This is a genomic window from Flavobacterium sp. Sd200 (genome assembly GCF_009826935.1).
In the GTDB taxonomy this organism is placed as follows: domain Bacteria; phylum Bacteroidota; class Bacteroidia; order Flavobacteriales; family Flavobacteriaceae; genus Flavobacterium.
Map to the genome: position 1 here is coordinate 151510 of NZ_WUMN01000005.1, position 16950 is coordinate 168459.

Here is a 16950-nt window from a genome sequence, read left to right on the forward strand (position 1 = left end):
TTATATTTTAGCGTAATAATATATTTAAGCCCAACCAATATGAGATATATAATTGCTTTCTTCTTCCCATGGTTATCATTATTTTTTCAGGGAAAAATAATAAGCGGTATTTGTTGCCTTATTCTGCAATTGACCCTTATAGGATGGATTCCGGCATTTATATGGGCTTTTACATCTCTTAACAGGATGTATGCAGACAGGAGGACAAGTAAAATAATAAGAGCAATGAATAGAAACAGATAATTCATTTCATATAACTCGCCGTCATCTTTTTTATCCTTTCTGCCAGCGTTTCGCTTGACAAACGTTCCCGTAACCTGTCAGTAATAATCGGGAAGCTGAACGGTGTAGGCTTTTCACATTGTTTCCAAACCACTTCCTGGTGTTGTATCCGTTCTAATGCAAGGAGCAAACGCCCTTCTTCAAGCTGGTGTTCAAAGGTTTCTCTATACGCCTGCTGAAACAAAAGGTTGTTTGGCTCATAGTCCCTAAATACCTCAAAAATAAGCTGGCTGCCACTTTGCAGGTGCTTGGCCTTAACCACCTTACCCGGATAGCCTGTAAAAACCAATCCTGCTATAACCGCAATATCCCTAAACTTGCGCCGTGCCATTTCGGTAGCATTAAGGCTGTGCTGTAAATCAGTGTGCAGGTGTGTGGGTGTAAAAAGGTCGTTATCCAAAACCTGTTGCATGTCTATTTCCTTGTCGCTGAGCAGTTCAAAACCATAGTCGTTGTATGCTAAAGAAAACGTGATGGGTGTAAGCAAACTAATGCGATACGCCATTAAGCTCGCAAGGGCTTCATGCACATAGCGGCCTTCAAACGGATAAAAAATGGCATGGTAGCCCTCCCGGGTTTTGAAGGTTTCTATAAGAAACTGGCTGTCGTTAGGCACAATACTCTCTTTGCGCTGCCGCGTAAAAACGGGTAACAACGCTTTCAGTTCAGGTGTTTGTGTATCGGTATTGGCAGAATACAATTCTTCCCGAAGCAGTTCGCTCATTTGTGCCGAAAGGGTAAGTCGCCCGCCCATCCAGCTGGCGTGTTTTGCCTTAGCCCCGGGGCTGGCAAGGCGCACCAGTACTTCCATATTTTTTACACGGTAAAGTTCCAGTTTTCGCCCGGCAAAAATAAACGTATCGCCGGGGTTCAGTTTTGATATAAACCATTCCTCTATAGAACCAATATAACCGCCTCCCATAAACTTCACATTCAAAACCCCATCGCTTACAATGGTGCCTATCTGCATACGGTGGCGCAGCGCAATGCCGCGATTGTTGACTTTAAACTTACCATCGGCCTCGATTTCAACTTTTTTATATTCATCATAGGCCTGCAGGCTCTGGCTACCGCGGGTTATAAAGTTCAGGCAAAACTGCCAGTCGGCATCGGTCATGGCCTGATAGCAGAACGTACCCTGCACTTCTTTAAAAATATCTTTAGGGTAAAAGCCATCGCTCACAGCAAGCGTTACAAGGTACTGCACCAACACATCCCAACTGTTAAGGTATGGCACGCGGTCTTCTACTACGGTATCTTTTACCGCACGCCGCAATGCCGAGGCTTCAACCAACTCAATAGCGTGCGTGGCTAAAAAGTGTACGTTGCTTTCCTGTCCCGGGCGGTGGCCGCTACGCCCGGCACGCTGTAAAAAACGTGCCACGCCTTTGGGGCCACCCACCTGTATAACCGTTTCTACCGGAGCGAAATCTACTCCCAAATCCAGGCTGCTGGTACATACTACGGCTTTAAGGCGCTCATCGCGAATGGCCTGTTCTACCCAAAGGCGGGTTTCTTTAGCAATGCTGCCATGGTGCATGGCAATTTCGCCTGCAAATTCAGGGTGCTTTTCCAGTAGCGCCTGATACCAAATTTCGCACGCACCGCGCACATTGGTAAACACCAGTGTGGTTTTGCTTTTTTTAATAATGCCTGCCACTTCATCCACAAGGTGCAGCCCCATGTGCCCGCGCCAGGGGTAGGCATCCATTTTTTCGGGGATGATGGAATGGACATTTATTTTTTTGTTGATGTGCGCCCGAATGAGCACACTGTTTTCCAATGCTTCCGATCGCGGTCCCAGCAGCACTTCCATGGCCTGCTGCAAATTACCTATGGTTGCCGAAATGCCCCAAATGCGCATTTTTGGAGCAACGGTTTTCAGCCGACTCAAAGCCAGTTCTACCTGAACGCCGCGCTTGGTGCCCAGCAGTTCGTGCCACTCGTCTATAATAATCGCGCCACAGGTTTTAAATACACCAGCATAGTCTTTAGAAGCCAGCATAAGCTGCATACTTTCGGGAGTGGTAATAAGCAGGTCAGGGATTGTCTTTTTTTGTTTCGCCCTGTCTGCTGCCGTTGTATCGCCTGTACGGATACCCACGGTGAGTTGCGTGCCAAGTTCATCAGCAACACGTTGTGCGGCCTGTTTTATTTCTACCGATAATGCGCGCAGCGGCGTAATCCAAATGGCTTTCAGGCCGGGTTTGTGTTTGGTTTTATAGTCGGGATTGTTTTTAATGTAGTTCAGCACCACCGGAAACCACAGTGCATAGGTTTTACCACTCCCCGTAGGAGCGTTAAGCAGGCCATTTTTGCCCTGCAAAAAAGCCGTCCACGTTTGCTGCTGAAATGGGAAAGGCCTCCAGCCACGGGCCGTAAACCAATTTTGCGCTATGTTGAAAAGTTGTTCCCTGTTCATTTTTTAGTTTAAGGTTTCAAGTTTGAAAGTTTCAGGTTTGTCAGGCCGCAAAAACTCAGTCGAGTGAAGCTAACTTTATAAACTTTCGACTTTCAAACTTTATGACTTATTTCGGTATCATCTCTTTCAAATCCTCTATGCTGTTTGCTTCTTCAATGGTTTTGTCATGGCGCCAGCGGAGGATACGTGGAAACCGAGTAGCCACACCGCTTTTATGCCTTCCGGAAAATGCTATGCCTTCAAACCCGATTTCAAAAACCAGCTTAGGGGTAACGCTGCGCACGGGTCCGAAACGCTCCAGTGTATTTTTCTTAATGTAATCGTCTACCATGCGAAACTCAGCATCGGTTAAACCGGAATAGGCTTTTGCGAAAGTTACAAGCTCGCGGGTGCCGTCTTCTTTATCTTCCCAAAGAGCAAAGGTATAATCGGTAAACAGGTTAGCACGGCGACCGCTGCCCCTCATGGCGTATGTAAGCACGGCATCGATACTAAAAGGGTCGAGTTTCCATTTCCACCAGTCGCCTTTTTTACGGCCTACACCATAAACCGAATCGTTCCGTTTAAACATAAGCCCCTCGCTGCGCAGTTCGCGTGCCTTTGCTTTTTCGTGCAAGGCGTGTTCCCAGTTATCAAGTTGTATTCTTTCAGATAGTTGCAATGGTAAAGCATAATCTTTTACGCTGTGGTACAGCTCTTCCAACAGTTCCCTACGTTCAATATACGGCAGGTTTCGGATGTCTCTCCCCTCCCACTCCAACAAATCATACGCGCGGATTATAACTGGAGTTTTTTTGAGCAATGCAGGAGTTACGGTCTTACGTCCAATGCGGGTTTGCAGGTCGTTAAACGAACCTATAGCATTATTAATCCAGGGCAGTATTTCTCCATCCATCACAGTACCATTTGGGATAACATTTAGAAAAGTGTTAAATTCCGGATACTTGTCCGTAACAAGTTCTTCGCCACGGCTCCATATAAACATTTCACCGTTGCGTATAATCGTTTGACTACGGATACCGTCCCATTTATGTTCGGCACTCCATTCGGTAACGTTGCCTAAATCCTGCGGTTCGCCCTCAACGGCATGTGCAAGATAAAACGGGTAAGGGCGGCTCAGATTATCCTCCTCTTTTTCATTGAGCACCAAATCTTCAAAGCTAACGGTTGAGGGATTCCATTCACCCATGAGCTTGTAGGCGAGTATATCTTCATTTACACCAGTAGCTTTGCCCAGTGCGCGGGTCATTAGATTTTGGCTTACGCCAATGCGGAAACTTCCGGTAATGAGCTTGGTAAATACAAAACGTTCGTAATAATTCAGGGTGAGCCAGTTAGTATGCAGGTAGGCTTTTTTCTCCTCATCGGTTTTCTTCTTCAGGGTAATCATTTCCTGTACAAACTCGGTAAGGGTTTTATCAGAATGATTTTTAGACGCAGGGATGACCAGGGCAATGGTTTCGGCAAGGTCGCCCACTATGTGGTAACTGTCTTCAAACAGCCATAACGGAATATGGGCGAGTTCGGCAGCCCAAAGCCGTAATAGGTTGGTATTAATCGGGCGCGGTGGCCTGCGGTGCGACAGTATGGCAATAGTCCATACCTTATCACTATTGCTTGCTGTGCGAAAGTATTGCGTAAGGGCATCGACCTTTACGTTTGTCTTGTTACTACTGTCTAACGTTTTTATAAGTTCGGCAAAGAGCTTCATACCACATCCCCTTCCTCCGAAACGGTTTCGGCTTCTTTATCGCTTTCGCCCTCATCGCCTTCATATTGGGTATGTTCGGTACGGGCGTCATAACCCAGCTCACGCAAATATGTACTGAAGATATCGCTGTAGCCGTGGGTACATATAATTTTTTCGGCACCGGTGGCTTGTATGCTTTCCAGCAGTCCTGCCCAGTCGCAATGGTCGCTCAGCACAAACCCCCGGTCTATGGCACGCCTGCGCCTTGCTCCGCGAAATGCCATCCATCCGCTGGCCGCCCCTGTAACATAAGGTGTCATTTTTCGTATCCACGGAGTGCCGTGCGCGCTGGGTGGTGCCAGTACAATGTTGCCCAGCAGGTCTTCTTTTTTAGTTTCGCGGGTTATAAGGGTGGTTTCGGGAAAATCCACCATTTGGCGGAGTATTTGCGTCATGTTCTCTACCGCGCCGTGGGTATATATTTTGCCTATAGATGGGTCGAGGTATTTAAGCAACCGTTGCGCTTTACCAAGGGTATAGCCAAAGAGTACCGATGTTTGCCCATCGGCTTTGTTTTGTGCCCACCAGTTATTTATGTCGTTCATTACCTCTGCCTGTGGCGTCCATTTAAAACAGGGCAGGCCAAAAGTATTTTCGGTAATAAAGGTGTGGCATTTTACCACTTCATATGCGGTAGAAATTCCGTCGTCTTCGGTTTTGTAATCGCCTGTAAATACCCACACTTCGCCTTTATATTCTACCCGAATTTGTGCGCTCCCTATAATATGCCCGGCAGGATGAAAACTGAACGTAACCCCATTTATGGTAAAAGTTTCGCCCCATGCCTTGCCGCTAACGTTAATGTTGCCCAAGCGGTGTAGTATAATGGGCACGTTCATGTGGTGGGTTATATAACTGCCATGCCCATAACGGGAGTGGTCGCTGTGCCCGTGGGTAATAATGGCTTTAGGCACTGCACGCCATGGGTCGAGGTACACATCGGCCTGTGCGCAGTAAATGCCTTTATCGTTAAATGCCAGCAGGGGCTGTTTCATAGCGTAGTTTTGAACTCTTAAAGTTACAAAGGGAGAATACTATGATGCATGGCGGTTGTAGAAATTTTAACGGTTGTTTTCCTTTTTAAAGTGTAGGCTGTAATATATAAGTAAAAAAACCTTTCAGTTTCCTGAAAGGGGTTTACTACATTTTGTAGCGTTAGCTAAACTGTATCGTAAATTGCTTTCAAAAATTGTACTTTAGTAGATGATTCACAGGTGAAAGCAGCTTACGATGTAAAGCTTACACCTGTGAATTGCTTTCAAAAATTGTACTTTAGTAGATGATTCACAGGGTTATGCAGGTGGTCAAAACATCGTTAATGTTGTGAATTGCTTTCAAAAATTGTACTTTAGTAGATGATTCACAGGTTCTGTTAGCCATTTTATTTTTTCCATTATGTTGTGAATTGCTTTCAAAAATTGTACTTTAGTAGATGATTCACAGGAAGCGGCCTCCGATTCTAAAAAAGCAATAGGTTGTGAATTGCTTTCAAAAATTGTACTTTAGTAGATGATTCACAGGTTCATTTTAGCCTTTTGATATTTTATGTATGTTGTGAATTGCTTTCAAAAATTGTACTTTAGTAGATGATTCACAGGACAGCCCACAGGAGTAGTTTTTCAGATGTTGTTGTGAATTGCTTTCAAAAATTGTACTTTAGTAGATGATTCACAGGATATATGTTTGTTTTAGTGTCATCAGCAGGGTTGTGAATTGCTTTCAAAAATTGTACTTTAGTAGATGATTCACAGGTGCTGCTAAAAACACAGCCTAACCATCGTTGTTGTGAATTGCTTTCAAAAATTGTACTTTAGTAGATGATTCACAGGACATTATAACTGAGGTGTTCCATAGAACGGGTTGTGAATTGCTTTCAAAAATTGTACTTTAGTAGATGATTCACAGGTCCTTGGCGGCCAATCGCTCCTGTTCAGCGGTTGTGAATTGCTTTCAAAAATTGTACTTTAGTAGATGATTCACAGGGTCGGGCTAAAAAAAGGAGCAAATACCTAAGTTGTGAATTGCTTTCAAAAATTGTACTTTAGTAGATGATTCACAGGCACAAAAAATACAATAACAAAATAAAATAAGTTGTGAATTGCTTTCAAAAATTGTACTTTAGTAGATGATTCACAGGAACGTACGTCAAATGTAGAGTTATTTTTTCGTTGTGAATTGCTTTCAAAAATTGTACTTTAGTAGATGATTCACAGGAAAAATCTAATCCTCTATCCCTAAGCTGTTGTTGTGAATTGCTTTCAAAAATTGTACTTTAGTAGATGATTCACAGGAGAGCGGGCAAAAAAGGAGCAAATCCTTAGGTTGTGAATTGCTTTCAAAAATTGTACTTTAGTAGATGATTCACAGGTCATTAACTGCTGTTTCATCGATTGATTGCGTTGTGAATTGCTTTCAAAAATTGTACTTTAGTAGATGATTCACAGGACATTTCACGACCCGTCCTGCGTTGAACTCGTTGTGAATTGCTTTCAAAAATTGTACTTTAGTAGATGATTCACAGGGTGCGGTGTTCTGTTTAAAATAAATACTAAGTTGTGAATTGCTTTCAAAAATTGTACTTTAGTAGATGATTCACAGGGATAAGTTTTACTCAACTCATGCGCTTAGTGTTGTGAATTGCTTTCAAAAATTGTACTTTAGTAGATGATTCACAGGACCGCCACACTACAATAAAAAAGTTTTTTTGTTGTGAATTGCTTTCAAAAATTGTACTTTAGTAGATGATTCACAGGGTGCTATACAGAACGGTACAGATGGTATTAGTTGTGAATTGCTTTCAAAAATTGTACTTTAGTAGATGATTCACAGGGCGCCCATGCGCGTCTTCTGCAAAATTTCGTTGTGAATTGCTTTCAAAAATTGTACTTTAGTAGATGATTCACAGGGACCGCCACACTACAATAAAAAAGTTTTTTGTTGTGAATTGCTTTCAAAAATTGTACTTTAGTAGATGATTCACAGGAGCATTCGACAATGCTCTGTATTCGTTGCTGTTGTGAATTGCTTTCAAAAATTGTACTTTAGTAGATGATTCACAGGAGGTATTATCTCAACCCCTTTAACTGTTATGTTGTGAATTGCTTTCAAAAATTGTACTTTAGTAGATGATTCACAGGCGGTGCCAACCGTTTGCAAAGCCTTTAACAGTTGTGAATTGCTTTCAAAAATTGTACTTTAGTAGATGATTCACAGGAGTTTAAAGGTTCGGTATAAACATGCTCTGGTTGTGAATTGCTTTCAAAAATTGTACTTTAGTAGATGATTCACAGGCAGACCAAGGCAGGTGTATCATGAATTTTGGTTGTGAATTGCTTTCAAAAATTGTACTTTAGTAGATGATTCACAGGGATGGCACAGTTCCCTTTGACATTGAACCCGTTGTGAATTGCTTTCAAAAATTGTACTTTAGTAGATGATTCACAGGAGTGCTATTCTGTCTCCGTTTCTAAGTCTGGTTGTGAATTGCTTTCAAAAATTGTACTTTAGTAGATGATTCACAGGGCATATTCCGTATTTCCATATATCTCTTAGTTGTGAATTGCTTTCAAAAATTGTACTTTAGTAGATGATTCACAGGGAGATATGATATTATAGGAAGCGAAGATGTGTTGTGAATTGCTTTCAAAAATTGTACTTTAGTAGATGATTCACAGGTATTGCCGGGGCTTATCACAAACCATCCTGTTGTGAATTGCTTTCAAAAATTGTACTTTAGTAGATGATTCACAGGCTACAGGAATTTGTGTAAGAAGGATGTTCAGTTGTGAATTGCTTTCAAAAATTGTACTTTAGTAGATGATTCACAGGTTCACTTCCTGAAACATCGTCACTAACTGCGTTGTGAATTGCTTTCAAAAATTGTACTTTAGTAGATGATTCACAGGCCGCCACACCACAATAAAAAAGTTTTTTTTGTTGTGAATTGCTTTCAAAAATTGTACTTTAGTAGATGATTCACAGGGGGATAAATCTGCAACCTCTAAGGAGGTTGGTTGTGAATTGCTTTCAAAAATTGTACTTTAGTAGATGATTCACAGGCTTTAATTTGGTCAATTTCAGTTGCTAGGTGTTGTGAATTGCTTTCAAAAATTGTACTTTAGTAGATGATTCACAGGAAGCGTTGACAGACGCTAACGGGGATATAGGTTGTGAATTGCTTTCAAAAATTGTACTTTAGTAGATGATTCACAGGTATTTTTTGCAACCCAATCAAATGACTTTTGTTGTGAATTGCTTTCAAAAATTGTACTTTAGTAGATGATTCACAGGGCAGCCATTACCAAGCCCCGAAAACGCGATGTTGTGAATTGCTTTCAAAAATTGTACTTTAGTAGATGATTCACAGGAGTAAATCCTCTGTTTTTGTCCTTGTGTCTGTTGTGAATTGCTTTCAAAAATTGTACTTTAGTAGATGATTCACAGGTTGATGCTGAGGCTAACGACGGAGAGACTAGTTGTGAATTGCTTTCAAAAATTGTACTTTAGTAGATGATTCACAGGCAAAGTACACCTCCTGTATTTTCAGCGCCAGTTGTGAATTGCTTTCAAAAATTGTACTTTAGTAGATGATTCACAGGATTCCTGATGGAAAAGAAAACGAGTTTGAGGTTGTGAATTGCTTTCAAAAATTGTACTTTAGTAGATGATTCACAGGCAAGTGAATGTTTACTATATTTACCTGTCTGTTGTGAATTGCTTTCAAAAATTGTACTTTAGTAGATGATTCACAGGGCAGTTGCTCAAATGGGTAGAAGCGTAGGTGTTGTGAATTGCTTTCAAAAATTGTACTTTAGTAGATGATTCACAGGTACTGCTTAATAATTCTATTTTTGAGGCTAGTTGTGAATTGCTTTCAAAAATTGTACTTTAGTAGATGATTCACAGGTATCATACTTCAAAAAGGTTAATTTGACTGGTTGTGAATTGCTTTCAAAAATTGTACTTTAGTAGATGATTCACAGGGGACATGAGGTGTATGACTTTAAGAACCCTGTTGTGAATTGCTTTCAAAAATTGTACTTTAGTAGATGATTCACAGGCCGCCCGACCTGTCTTTTGACGCCCTTTGGGTTGTGAATTGCTTTCAAAAATTGTACTTTAGTAGATGATTCACAGGGAAAGCCTTTAAAACAATCTAAAGCACTGCGTTGTGAATTGCTTTCAAAAATTGTACTTTAGTAGATGATTCACAGGTAATGCCGGCTATAGCAATGGCCGCTACTTGTTGTGAATTGCTTTCAAAAATTGTACTTTAGTAGATGATTCACAGGCCTTGTAGAAAAAAGGAATTAAGTGTTTTCGTTGTGAATTGCTTTCAAAAATTGTACTTTAGTAGATGATTCACAGGTACAACTGATACAACCACAGTCAGTGCAGGTTGTGAATTGCTTTCAAAAATTGTACTTTAGTAGATGATTCACAGGTGTCTTGTCGTCTAATATATTGAAATACAGTTGTGAATTGCTTTCAAAAATTGTACTTTAGTAGATGATTCACAGGTTTTTTCTTATCTCCAACACAGTTTGCGCTGTTGTGAATTGCTTTCAAAAATTGTACTTTAGTAGATGATTCACAGGTGTTCCCACTAATCATTTCTTGACCACTAGGTTGTGAATTGCTTTCAAAAATTGTACTTTAGTAGATGATTCACAGGCAGCGTTTGAGCTATATTTTTAATGCTGGTGTTGTGAATTGCTTTCAAAAATTGTACTTTAGTAGATGATTCACAGGGTTTATGACTACGATGATAACATTGACCTTGTTGTGAATTGCTTTCAAAAATTGTACTTTAGTAGATGATTCACAGGTACAACCCTGAGCACCTTGATAACTATGTCCGTTGTGAATTGCTTTCAAAAATTGTACTTTAGTAGATGATTCACAGGGCGTGCTGTTAATCCATGCAATAACCTCGGGTTGTGAATTGCTTTCAAAAATTGTACTTTAGTAGATGATTCACAGGTGCCAAAGCAATTAATTGATAACCCTTTTGGTTGTGAATTGCTTTCAAAAATTGTACTTTAGTAGATGATTCACAGGCTTAAATTCTGGATAACGCTCTTGTGAATGTTGTGAATTGCTTTCAAAAATTGTACTTTAGTAGATGATTCACAGGTATTTTAGCATTGTGTTTGCCGATTGCAATGTTGTGAATTGCTTTCAAAAATTGTACTTTAGTAGATGATTCACAGGTATCGCTGGTCGGCTGTCACTCAGCGGCAGTTGTGAATTGCTTTCAAAAATTGTACTTTAGTAGATGATTCACAGGGCCATGGTCTGAGGGATCAGGTACAGCAGAGTTGTGAATTGCTTTCAAAAATTGTACTTTAGTAGATGATTCACAGGTAACGCTTATCAAGAGCTTTGTAGGCTACTGTTGTGAATTGCTTTCAAAAATTGTACTTTAGTAGATGATTCACAGGTTTGTTTTTTTCGCAATTTCTAACCGGATGTTGTGAATTGCTTTCAAAAATTGTACTTTAGTAGATGATTCACAGGATACCCGACATAAAAAACTGGTATCCTGTCATTTACACTTTTAATTAGAATTAAAAAAAGCACTCTTTTTTGTTCTTCACTTTATATACAATCCCAAATTTTAAATCCTAAAACAATTCAAGTTGTTGACCAGGTGTATCTTTTGCCATTTCTTTTTGAGCATAAAATATTTCCATCATGCCAAACTGCTTATCCGTTATTTGCATAATACCCACTTTTCCCTGTTTGGGCAAAAAGCGTTTTACCCGTTTTGTATGCACATCGGCGTTTTCCCGGCTGGGGCAAAACCGCAGGTAAATCGAAAACTGAAACATTGTAAAACCATCGTCTAGCAGGTCTTTCCTAAACTTTCCAGCTGCTTTGCGTTCTGTTTTAGTTTCGGTAGGCAAATCAAAGAAAACGAGTACCCACATACTACGGTATTGGTTAAACCTTGAATAGTAATCGGCTTCCATAAGGCATCATACTGTAATTTCAAATACCGGATACAGTATTTTCCTGCTTATGCCTGCGTAACATTCATACAGGCTGTTTGTAGTGCGGCTCATGGCCACCATAAGTGGGCTGCGCTTTCCTTCTAAAACCACGTCCATAGCAGGTATGGTTAACAGTTCGGCCTTTAGCTGTTGCGTCAACTCTTCATAGCCCCCACCTCTATGCGTAATATCATATACTAGAGCATCTACATAAATACGGTAGGGTTCCATAATATCATCTGCAAGGCAAAAGGAGTTGTATTTATTGCTGTGAAAAATCCCCACCGATGGTAACAAACCCGTACTTATCAGTGCACGGGCAGTTACGGCCCTCAATATGGCATAACCATAATTTAGCAATCCGTTTGGGGCTATACCCTTTTGGTTACGGCTAAACCCTTCAACATGATTAAAAAGGCTCTGAAAATACAGCGCTGCAGCAATAGCCTCGTGGTTTTCGGTATCTCCACTTTTTACCTCATCAGCCCAGCGCATTAGTTTTCTTGAATCTTTATTCCTTGCTGATAGATGGAATGCCTGATTACTTATCTTCGCACTAATGGTTTGCTGCCAGAGGTTCTTTTTAAGCGGCACACTGGAGTTAAGCTGATGCCTGAATCGCTCGGTCTGTTCGCTATGCCCCGTTAAGGGTTGTAAGAGGGCATTAGGTAAATGTTGCTTATCACAAGTTATTATAGAGGTTTTATTTTCGATGAGCTTACAGATAAGCCCATTAGTAAGGGTAATCTGCGGATGTTCCAGCACAAGATAACCCAAATCTTCAATAGGGATCGTAACCGGTGGCTTATCTTCATCAGGAAAATTAACTACCAGTTGCTCATTCTTAGTATTTAGATAAGCCGGGTTGGCAAAAAAGAGCGTACGTTTTACCATAATTATCTTTATTAATATTCACCAACTTGCACTATATCCCCTAAGTGATTAATTCTGACTTTTACAATATCTTTAAACGGTGTAAGCCCCTTTATTGACTTGTAAGCAATACCTTGAAGTTCTTTAGTATCTATAACAGATGTTTCTAAATGATGCCTGAATACATATTCACGTACCACGGCGGTTCCATAAATTAATCTTGATAATTTCTGAACCCTAAAAAGATTAGGACTTATAAGATTTTTATTTTCATGACTTAGAAGATTCAATTCTGAAGGGTTAAAACCCGTTTCCTCATTTGGAAATACAAAATATTCATTCTGCTTCATTGTAAATAATAACCGCCATCCTAAATGAGAGTTGTAATTTTTATCAACTACAGAAATCTTCTGTTTAGCCCTGGTTACAGCTTCAAAAAAAGAAACTATTCTGTCCTGAAGTTTACCTGATTCATCAATATATATAGCCACATGGTGGTTACTGCCTGTGCTTATAAAATCTACAGGAATAGGATTGTTATTTTTGTCTAAAATATCAATACCCAAATGATCTTTCTTAGTATGCAACGCCCCGGCGTTCTTTATACCGCTTATCTTTACCCGTTTTATAGAAATGCCTTTTTCTTTATTAAGCCATATCGGATTTTTCTCTATATCAGTAAAGGCCTTCTTTGGATCATTACCAAACTCCTCAAGCCTCTGTAGCATGATCCGTTTTATACCTTCATCAAGTATTTTTTCAATGCTTTTAAGGTCCTTGAAATTTTCCGGAGTAATGTCTTTCCTTATAGAATAATCCTCCTCAAGCCATATTAGTTTTACCTTTTCAGGAACTCCCAGCGTTTTTTCACTACTAATATAAAGCGGGTTTTTAGACAAGGCATTTTTTCCGCCAAATGCTTTCTTAGGGTCGTTGTCGTTTTCTGCCAATCGTTGTAAAAGCAGTTTCTTATATTGGGGGTTACTTACCATTTTAATGGTTGCTTCATCAAACTTAGGGCCTATCTTCTCTTCCTTGCCGTTGTAATATCTATACTTTCCATATACAGTTTCATTATGCAACTGACCGCGTGGGGTAAGCTCCGGTTTTACCAGTTCACCTTTAGCGGTTTTTATATGGTTTCGGTTTATAGTTACCACTTTGTTCTTTGCCTTATGCGATATCAGTACGCTTTCAAGGTGCGCTTTAGCCTGTTCCCTGAATTTCGGCATGGGTAAGTTAAACACACGCTTACTGTTATCGCGGTCCTCTCTCACTCTGTGGGTTTCTTTTTGCTCAATGCCAATGATATGGGCATGGTCTTTATGTCCTTCACTCTTTGCATTAAGATGGTTAAGGTATTGTATAAAACTCTGTTTGGTAAAGGCTACAGTTAGGGCGTCCATGGCATGATGGCGGTGGTCGTTACGTTTAGTCCAGTCTTTAATTACTTCTTTAAGCGAACCGTCTTTCTTTTCTAAGAACTCCGTAAGGCCTTGGGCTTTGTACTTTTCAAAATTCAGTTCCTGCATTATGTTAATAAGCCCCCAGTCTTCGCGGAGCCTGTCGGTAATCTGGCCCGAAGTAGACACTACCACACGAGTGATATCATACAGCATATTCTTGGCCTTTTTGGCAATATACTGGCTTTCGCGCAGGTCACGGGCTATAAACCCATCCCTTATTTCGCTTTCTTTTTTTAACAATTTCTGGTATTTAGCTTTAGAAATACCCTCCTCTTTTTCTTTCCCTTTTACCCCGAAGTCAAAAAGCATTTTTACCCTCGCTTCATATTCTGCGAGACCTTCAGCGCCGTATTTACTGTCTATATAATCGTGAGCTGTACGGTTACCTTTTTCAAGATTATCTTTCTTGAATACAAGCGTTTTATTAGAAAAACTATCATCAAACAACCTCGATTGCGGCAGGATATGGTCTACATCGGTAAGGGAACTAAAAATCATTTCGGGTCTTATATATGTGTTTGTATACAAATCTTTATAGCCATTGTTTTTAAGTTCGCTATAAAGCTTGTAGCGTACAATATCATTACGCACAGGGTTTTTAATGCCAAATTTCGACTGCAGCACCTTAACTATCTTATCATGCTCTGCCTTGGCGCTGTTGATGTTGCTGCTAAGTTCTGCACGTTCCTTAGCATTCTTTTTCAGTTCGCGTGCCAGCTCTATACGCACCTCATCAAATTTAAAGTCGCGTGACTGCCCGGCGGATTCAAGCTTATCATTTTCGGTATCTATTAATGTATTTACCACGTTAACCATTTGGTTCAAAATCTTTTCTACCACAGGGTTACGCAGGCTGTTTTTTTTGAGTAATTCAAGTTTCCCTTTCAGCGGGCGGTTTGCAATCTCATCGCGCGTAAGCGAAGCCGCAGAATGATTGTAACCAGCATTGGCACATGCGGTGCTATAATTGTTATCTTTGATATATGGGTATATCTTCCGCATAGCCTTAGTACTCAGGCTGCCATAATCATCACTCAGCGGAATGTTTACCAATATCTTTGCGTGCTCCGGTTTAAAACCAAATTTTTCACACAATTGCTTTTTCAGGCCAATGTTATCGTTGCCGTAGGTAAAAATTTCGTCTTCAGAATACTTTTTGGTATCGTCTTCCGCCGAATACAATAAATGCCAAAGCCGGTACTGCGGTTGCTGCTCAAATGCCTTGCCGTCAAGCTCCGCATCAAAATTGAGGATACCTGTATCAATACCCAGTATTTCAAACATGGGTACTATGGCTTCCTTAATTTGTGCGGGGGGTAACGGTATATCTTCAGGCTTTATAACATCGGCATCAGGTTGTTTAAAGGTGCCGCGCACATCATACCCCTCTATGTCGAGTATTTTCATATATGCTTCATAAAATGAACGCGCTGTCCTGTTACCTTCAAGCATATCGTAATTAGCCTCCCACTGCTTTGGCTTATAGCCTAAAAACGCAATGGCAGCGGCAGCCGAAAGATTGCCTTTAAGGTTGAGTTCGTCAAACAGCTGCTGCTTGGCCGCTTCATCAGGTATATACTTTTCTTTGGTTTCCTTATTACGGAACTCCAAGTTTTGTAACACCTGCCATATTTTGAATTCCTGGAATAGCGGCGACGATTTTGGCGCTACCTTAAGCCCTATGGTTTGTTTTACGGTTTTGCCATCTTTAATTCGCTCTACCTCTTTACTCTCAAACTCACAAAAACTTACCAGCCCTTTTTGTGATTTTAGCTTACGCTGGTAAAAAATAACAATATCCCTTACCTCATCTTTCAATGCCTCTGTAAGTTCGGGGTGGTATTGTGCCTGTGTTTGCCAAATGATTTCAAACTCATCAAGATAGTCTTGGCGGTAAAACACCTGCCCCTTAAGGCGCGTATGTGGGTTATCGGCTAGTTGCTTATACAGGTACTGCCCAACCGTTTGTTTATTAAAGTACAGCTCTTTACTGCGGTCGCTTATAGCCCCAAGGTAACCGCTGGAACTGCTAAGGTTCGCATTTATTTCAGTCACCACATAAGCGGCCTCCTCTTTAGCCAGCTGCTTTTCTACTGCTTCGGCCCGCCATTTGTAGGCCTGCAGGCGCTTTTCTTCCCGGGTGCCTTTGTTTTCGGCTGTATTAAAATTATAGTTACCCCAAAACGCTGCCGATGTAACACGTTGCCCTTTGCCCTCTATATTTTTCCTGAAGGCATCGGTAAAAATCTCCGGGTAAAACTGCTTTTGGAATTCCCAAACCTTGTCAAACTCGGCCTGCAAATCCGACCGATAAAAGTCAGGCACCTGTTTTTTACCTTCTTTAAGCAATATATAAGTAAGCTGACCCGGCGTAAGCCCCTCGTCATACAGGCGTTTGGCTATTCCCATGCCGTCTACCAGTTGCCCTTCTTCTTCGTTTTTTGCACGGCGGCTGCTTTTATAACCACGCTTCTTGTTTATGGCAAGCAGCACACGGGCAAGTTCATCTTTTTCTACACGCTGTGTAGCAGCCTGGCTACGCAACATAAAGGTAGTATGTGTAGTATTCTTACCATCTTCGGCGAGCAAAGCATTATCATCTATAATATTTGCTTTCTGCAAAACATTTATAAGGTTATTGCGGCGGTCTTTAAAACGGCTAAGGTTGCGGCGGGCAGAACGTTTTAAGGTCCTGTCGGCATTTACCGATACCGGTCTGCCTTTTTCAAAATTCGTCTGTTCATCGGTAGTAAGCGGGTTTACCCTTACTCCAAGCTTTTGTATAGACGATTGCTCCGGCGTTTCGCCCTCTACAATATATGCGAAACCGATAGAAGTTGTGCCGAGGTCCAGACCTAAAATATTTTTCATGTATAATTACTTTGTTTATCAATATTAAAATAAATCAAAAAAGAATTACAAAAAATAAGGAAATCCTCATATTAAGCATTTTATTTTTCTCCGAAAGTTAAAAATTAAATACTTCTTTAACATCCCTATTAATGGGTATTTTACTACATGATTGTTGTATGTATAAAATATTTAATTACCTTGCAGTACAATTTGAAAGCAATTCACAATAAGGATTATTCCGTTGTGAGAACATTTAGTGCCTCGACTACCTTCGGGGCTTTTTTTATGCCCTAAATTTAAGGATACCAA

General features: G+C 40.7%; 7 protein-coding genes and 2 CRISPR repeat arrays. Of the genes, 1 reads left to right on the top strand and 6 read right to left on the bottom strand.

Going from position 1 to position 16950, the window contains the following annotated elements; translation table 11 throughout:
* The first annotated feature begins 39 nt into the window (after positions 1–39).
* Positions 40–243, top strand: a complete 204-nt coding sequence (locus tag GR160_RS14220; RefSeq protein ID WP_160750556.1) for a YqaE/Pmp3 family membrane protein — start codon at positions 40–42, stop codon at positions 241–243.
* Position 244: 1 nt separating this feature from the next.
* On the opposite strand, the gene GR160_RS14225 is transcribed toward GR160_RS14220, so the two are convergent.
* From GR160_RS14225 to cas9, 6 genes are all read right to left on the bottom strand, one after another.
* Positions 245–2704, bottom strand: a complete 2460-nt coding sequence (locus GR160_RS14225) for a ligase-associated DNA damage response DEXH box helicase (RefSeq protein WP_160750557.1) — start codon at positions 2702–2704, stop codon at positions 245–247.
* Positions 2705–2810: 106 nt separating this feature from the next.
* Complete coding sequence (locus GR160_RS14230) at positions 2811–4415, bottom strand: ATP-dependent DNA ligase (RefSeq protein ID WP_160750558.1); 1605 nt, start codon at positions 4413–4415, stop codon at positions 2811–2813.
* Positions 4412–5449, bottom strand: coding sequence for a ligase-associated DNA damage response exonuclease (locus GR160_RS14235; RefSeq protein WP_160750559.1), 1038 nt, complete (start codon positions 5447–5449; stop codon positions 4412–4414). The genes GR160_RS14230 and GR160_RS14235 overlap by 4 nt, the downstream gene beginning before the upstream one ends.
* Positions 5450–6005: 556 nt before the next feature.
* Positions 6006–6437: direct repeats of the CRISPR family, unit length 47 nt; unit sequence GTTGTGAATTGCTTTCAAAAATTGTACTTTAGTAGATGATTCACAGG.
* 1030 nt (positions 6438–7467) lie between these two features.
* A CRISPR array of direct repeats spans positions 7468–10973; the repeat unit is 47 nt; unit sequence GTTGTGAATTGCTTTCAAAAATTGTACTTTAGTAGATGATTCACAGG.
* A 107-nt stretch (positions 10974–11080) separates the two neighbouring features.
* Complete coding sequence (gene cas2 / locus GR160_RS14240; protein ID WP_160750560.1) at positions 11081–11428, bottom strand: CRISPR-associated endonuclease Cas2; 348 nt, start codon at positions 11426–11428, stop codon at positions 11081–11083.
* Between the two features lie 6 nt (positions 11429–11434).
* Positions 11435–12343 carry a type II CRISPR-associated endonuclease Cas1 gene (cas1, locus tag GR160_RS14245; protein WP_160750561.1) on the bottom strand — a complete coding sequence of 303 codons (909 nt, stop codon included), beginning with the start codon at positions 12341–12343 and terminating at the stop codon, positions 11435–11437.
* A gap of 11 nt (positions 12344–12354) precedes the next feature.
* On the bottom strand, positions 12355–16659 hold the full coding sequence (gene cas9, locus GR160_RS14250) for a type II CRISPR RNA-guided endonuclease Cas9 (protein ID WP_160750562.1): 4305 nt from the start codon (positions 16657–16659) through the stop codon (positions 12355–12357).
* Positions 16660–16950 lie beyond the last annotated feature (291 nt).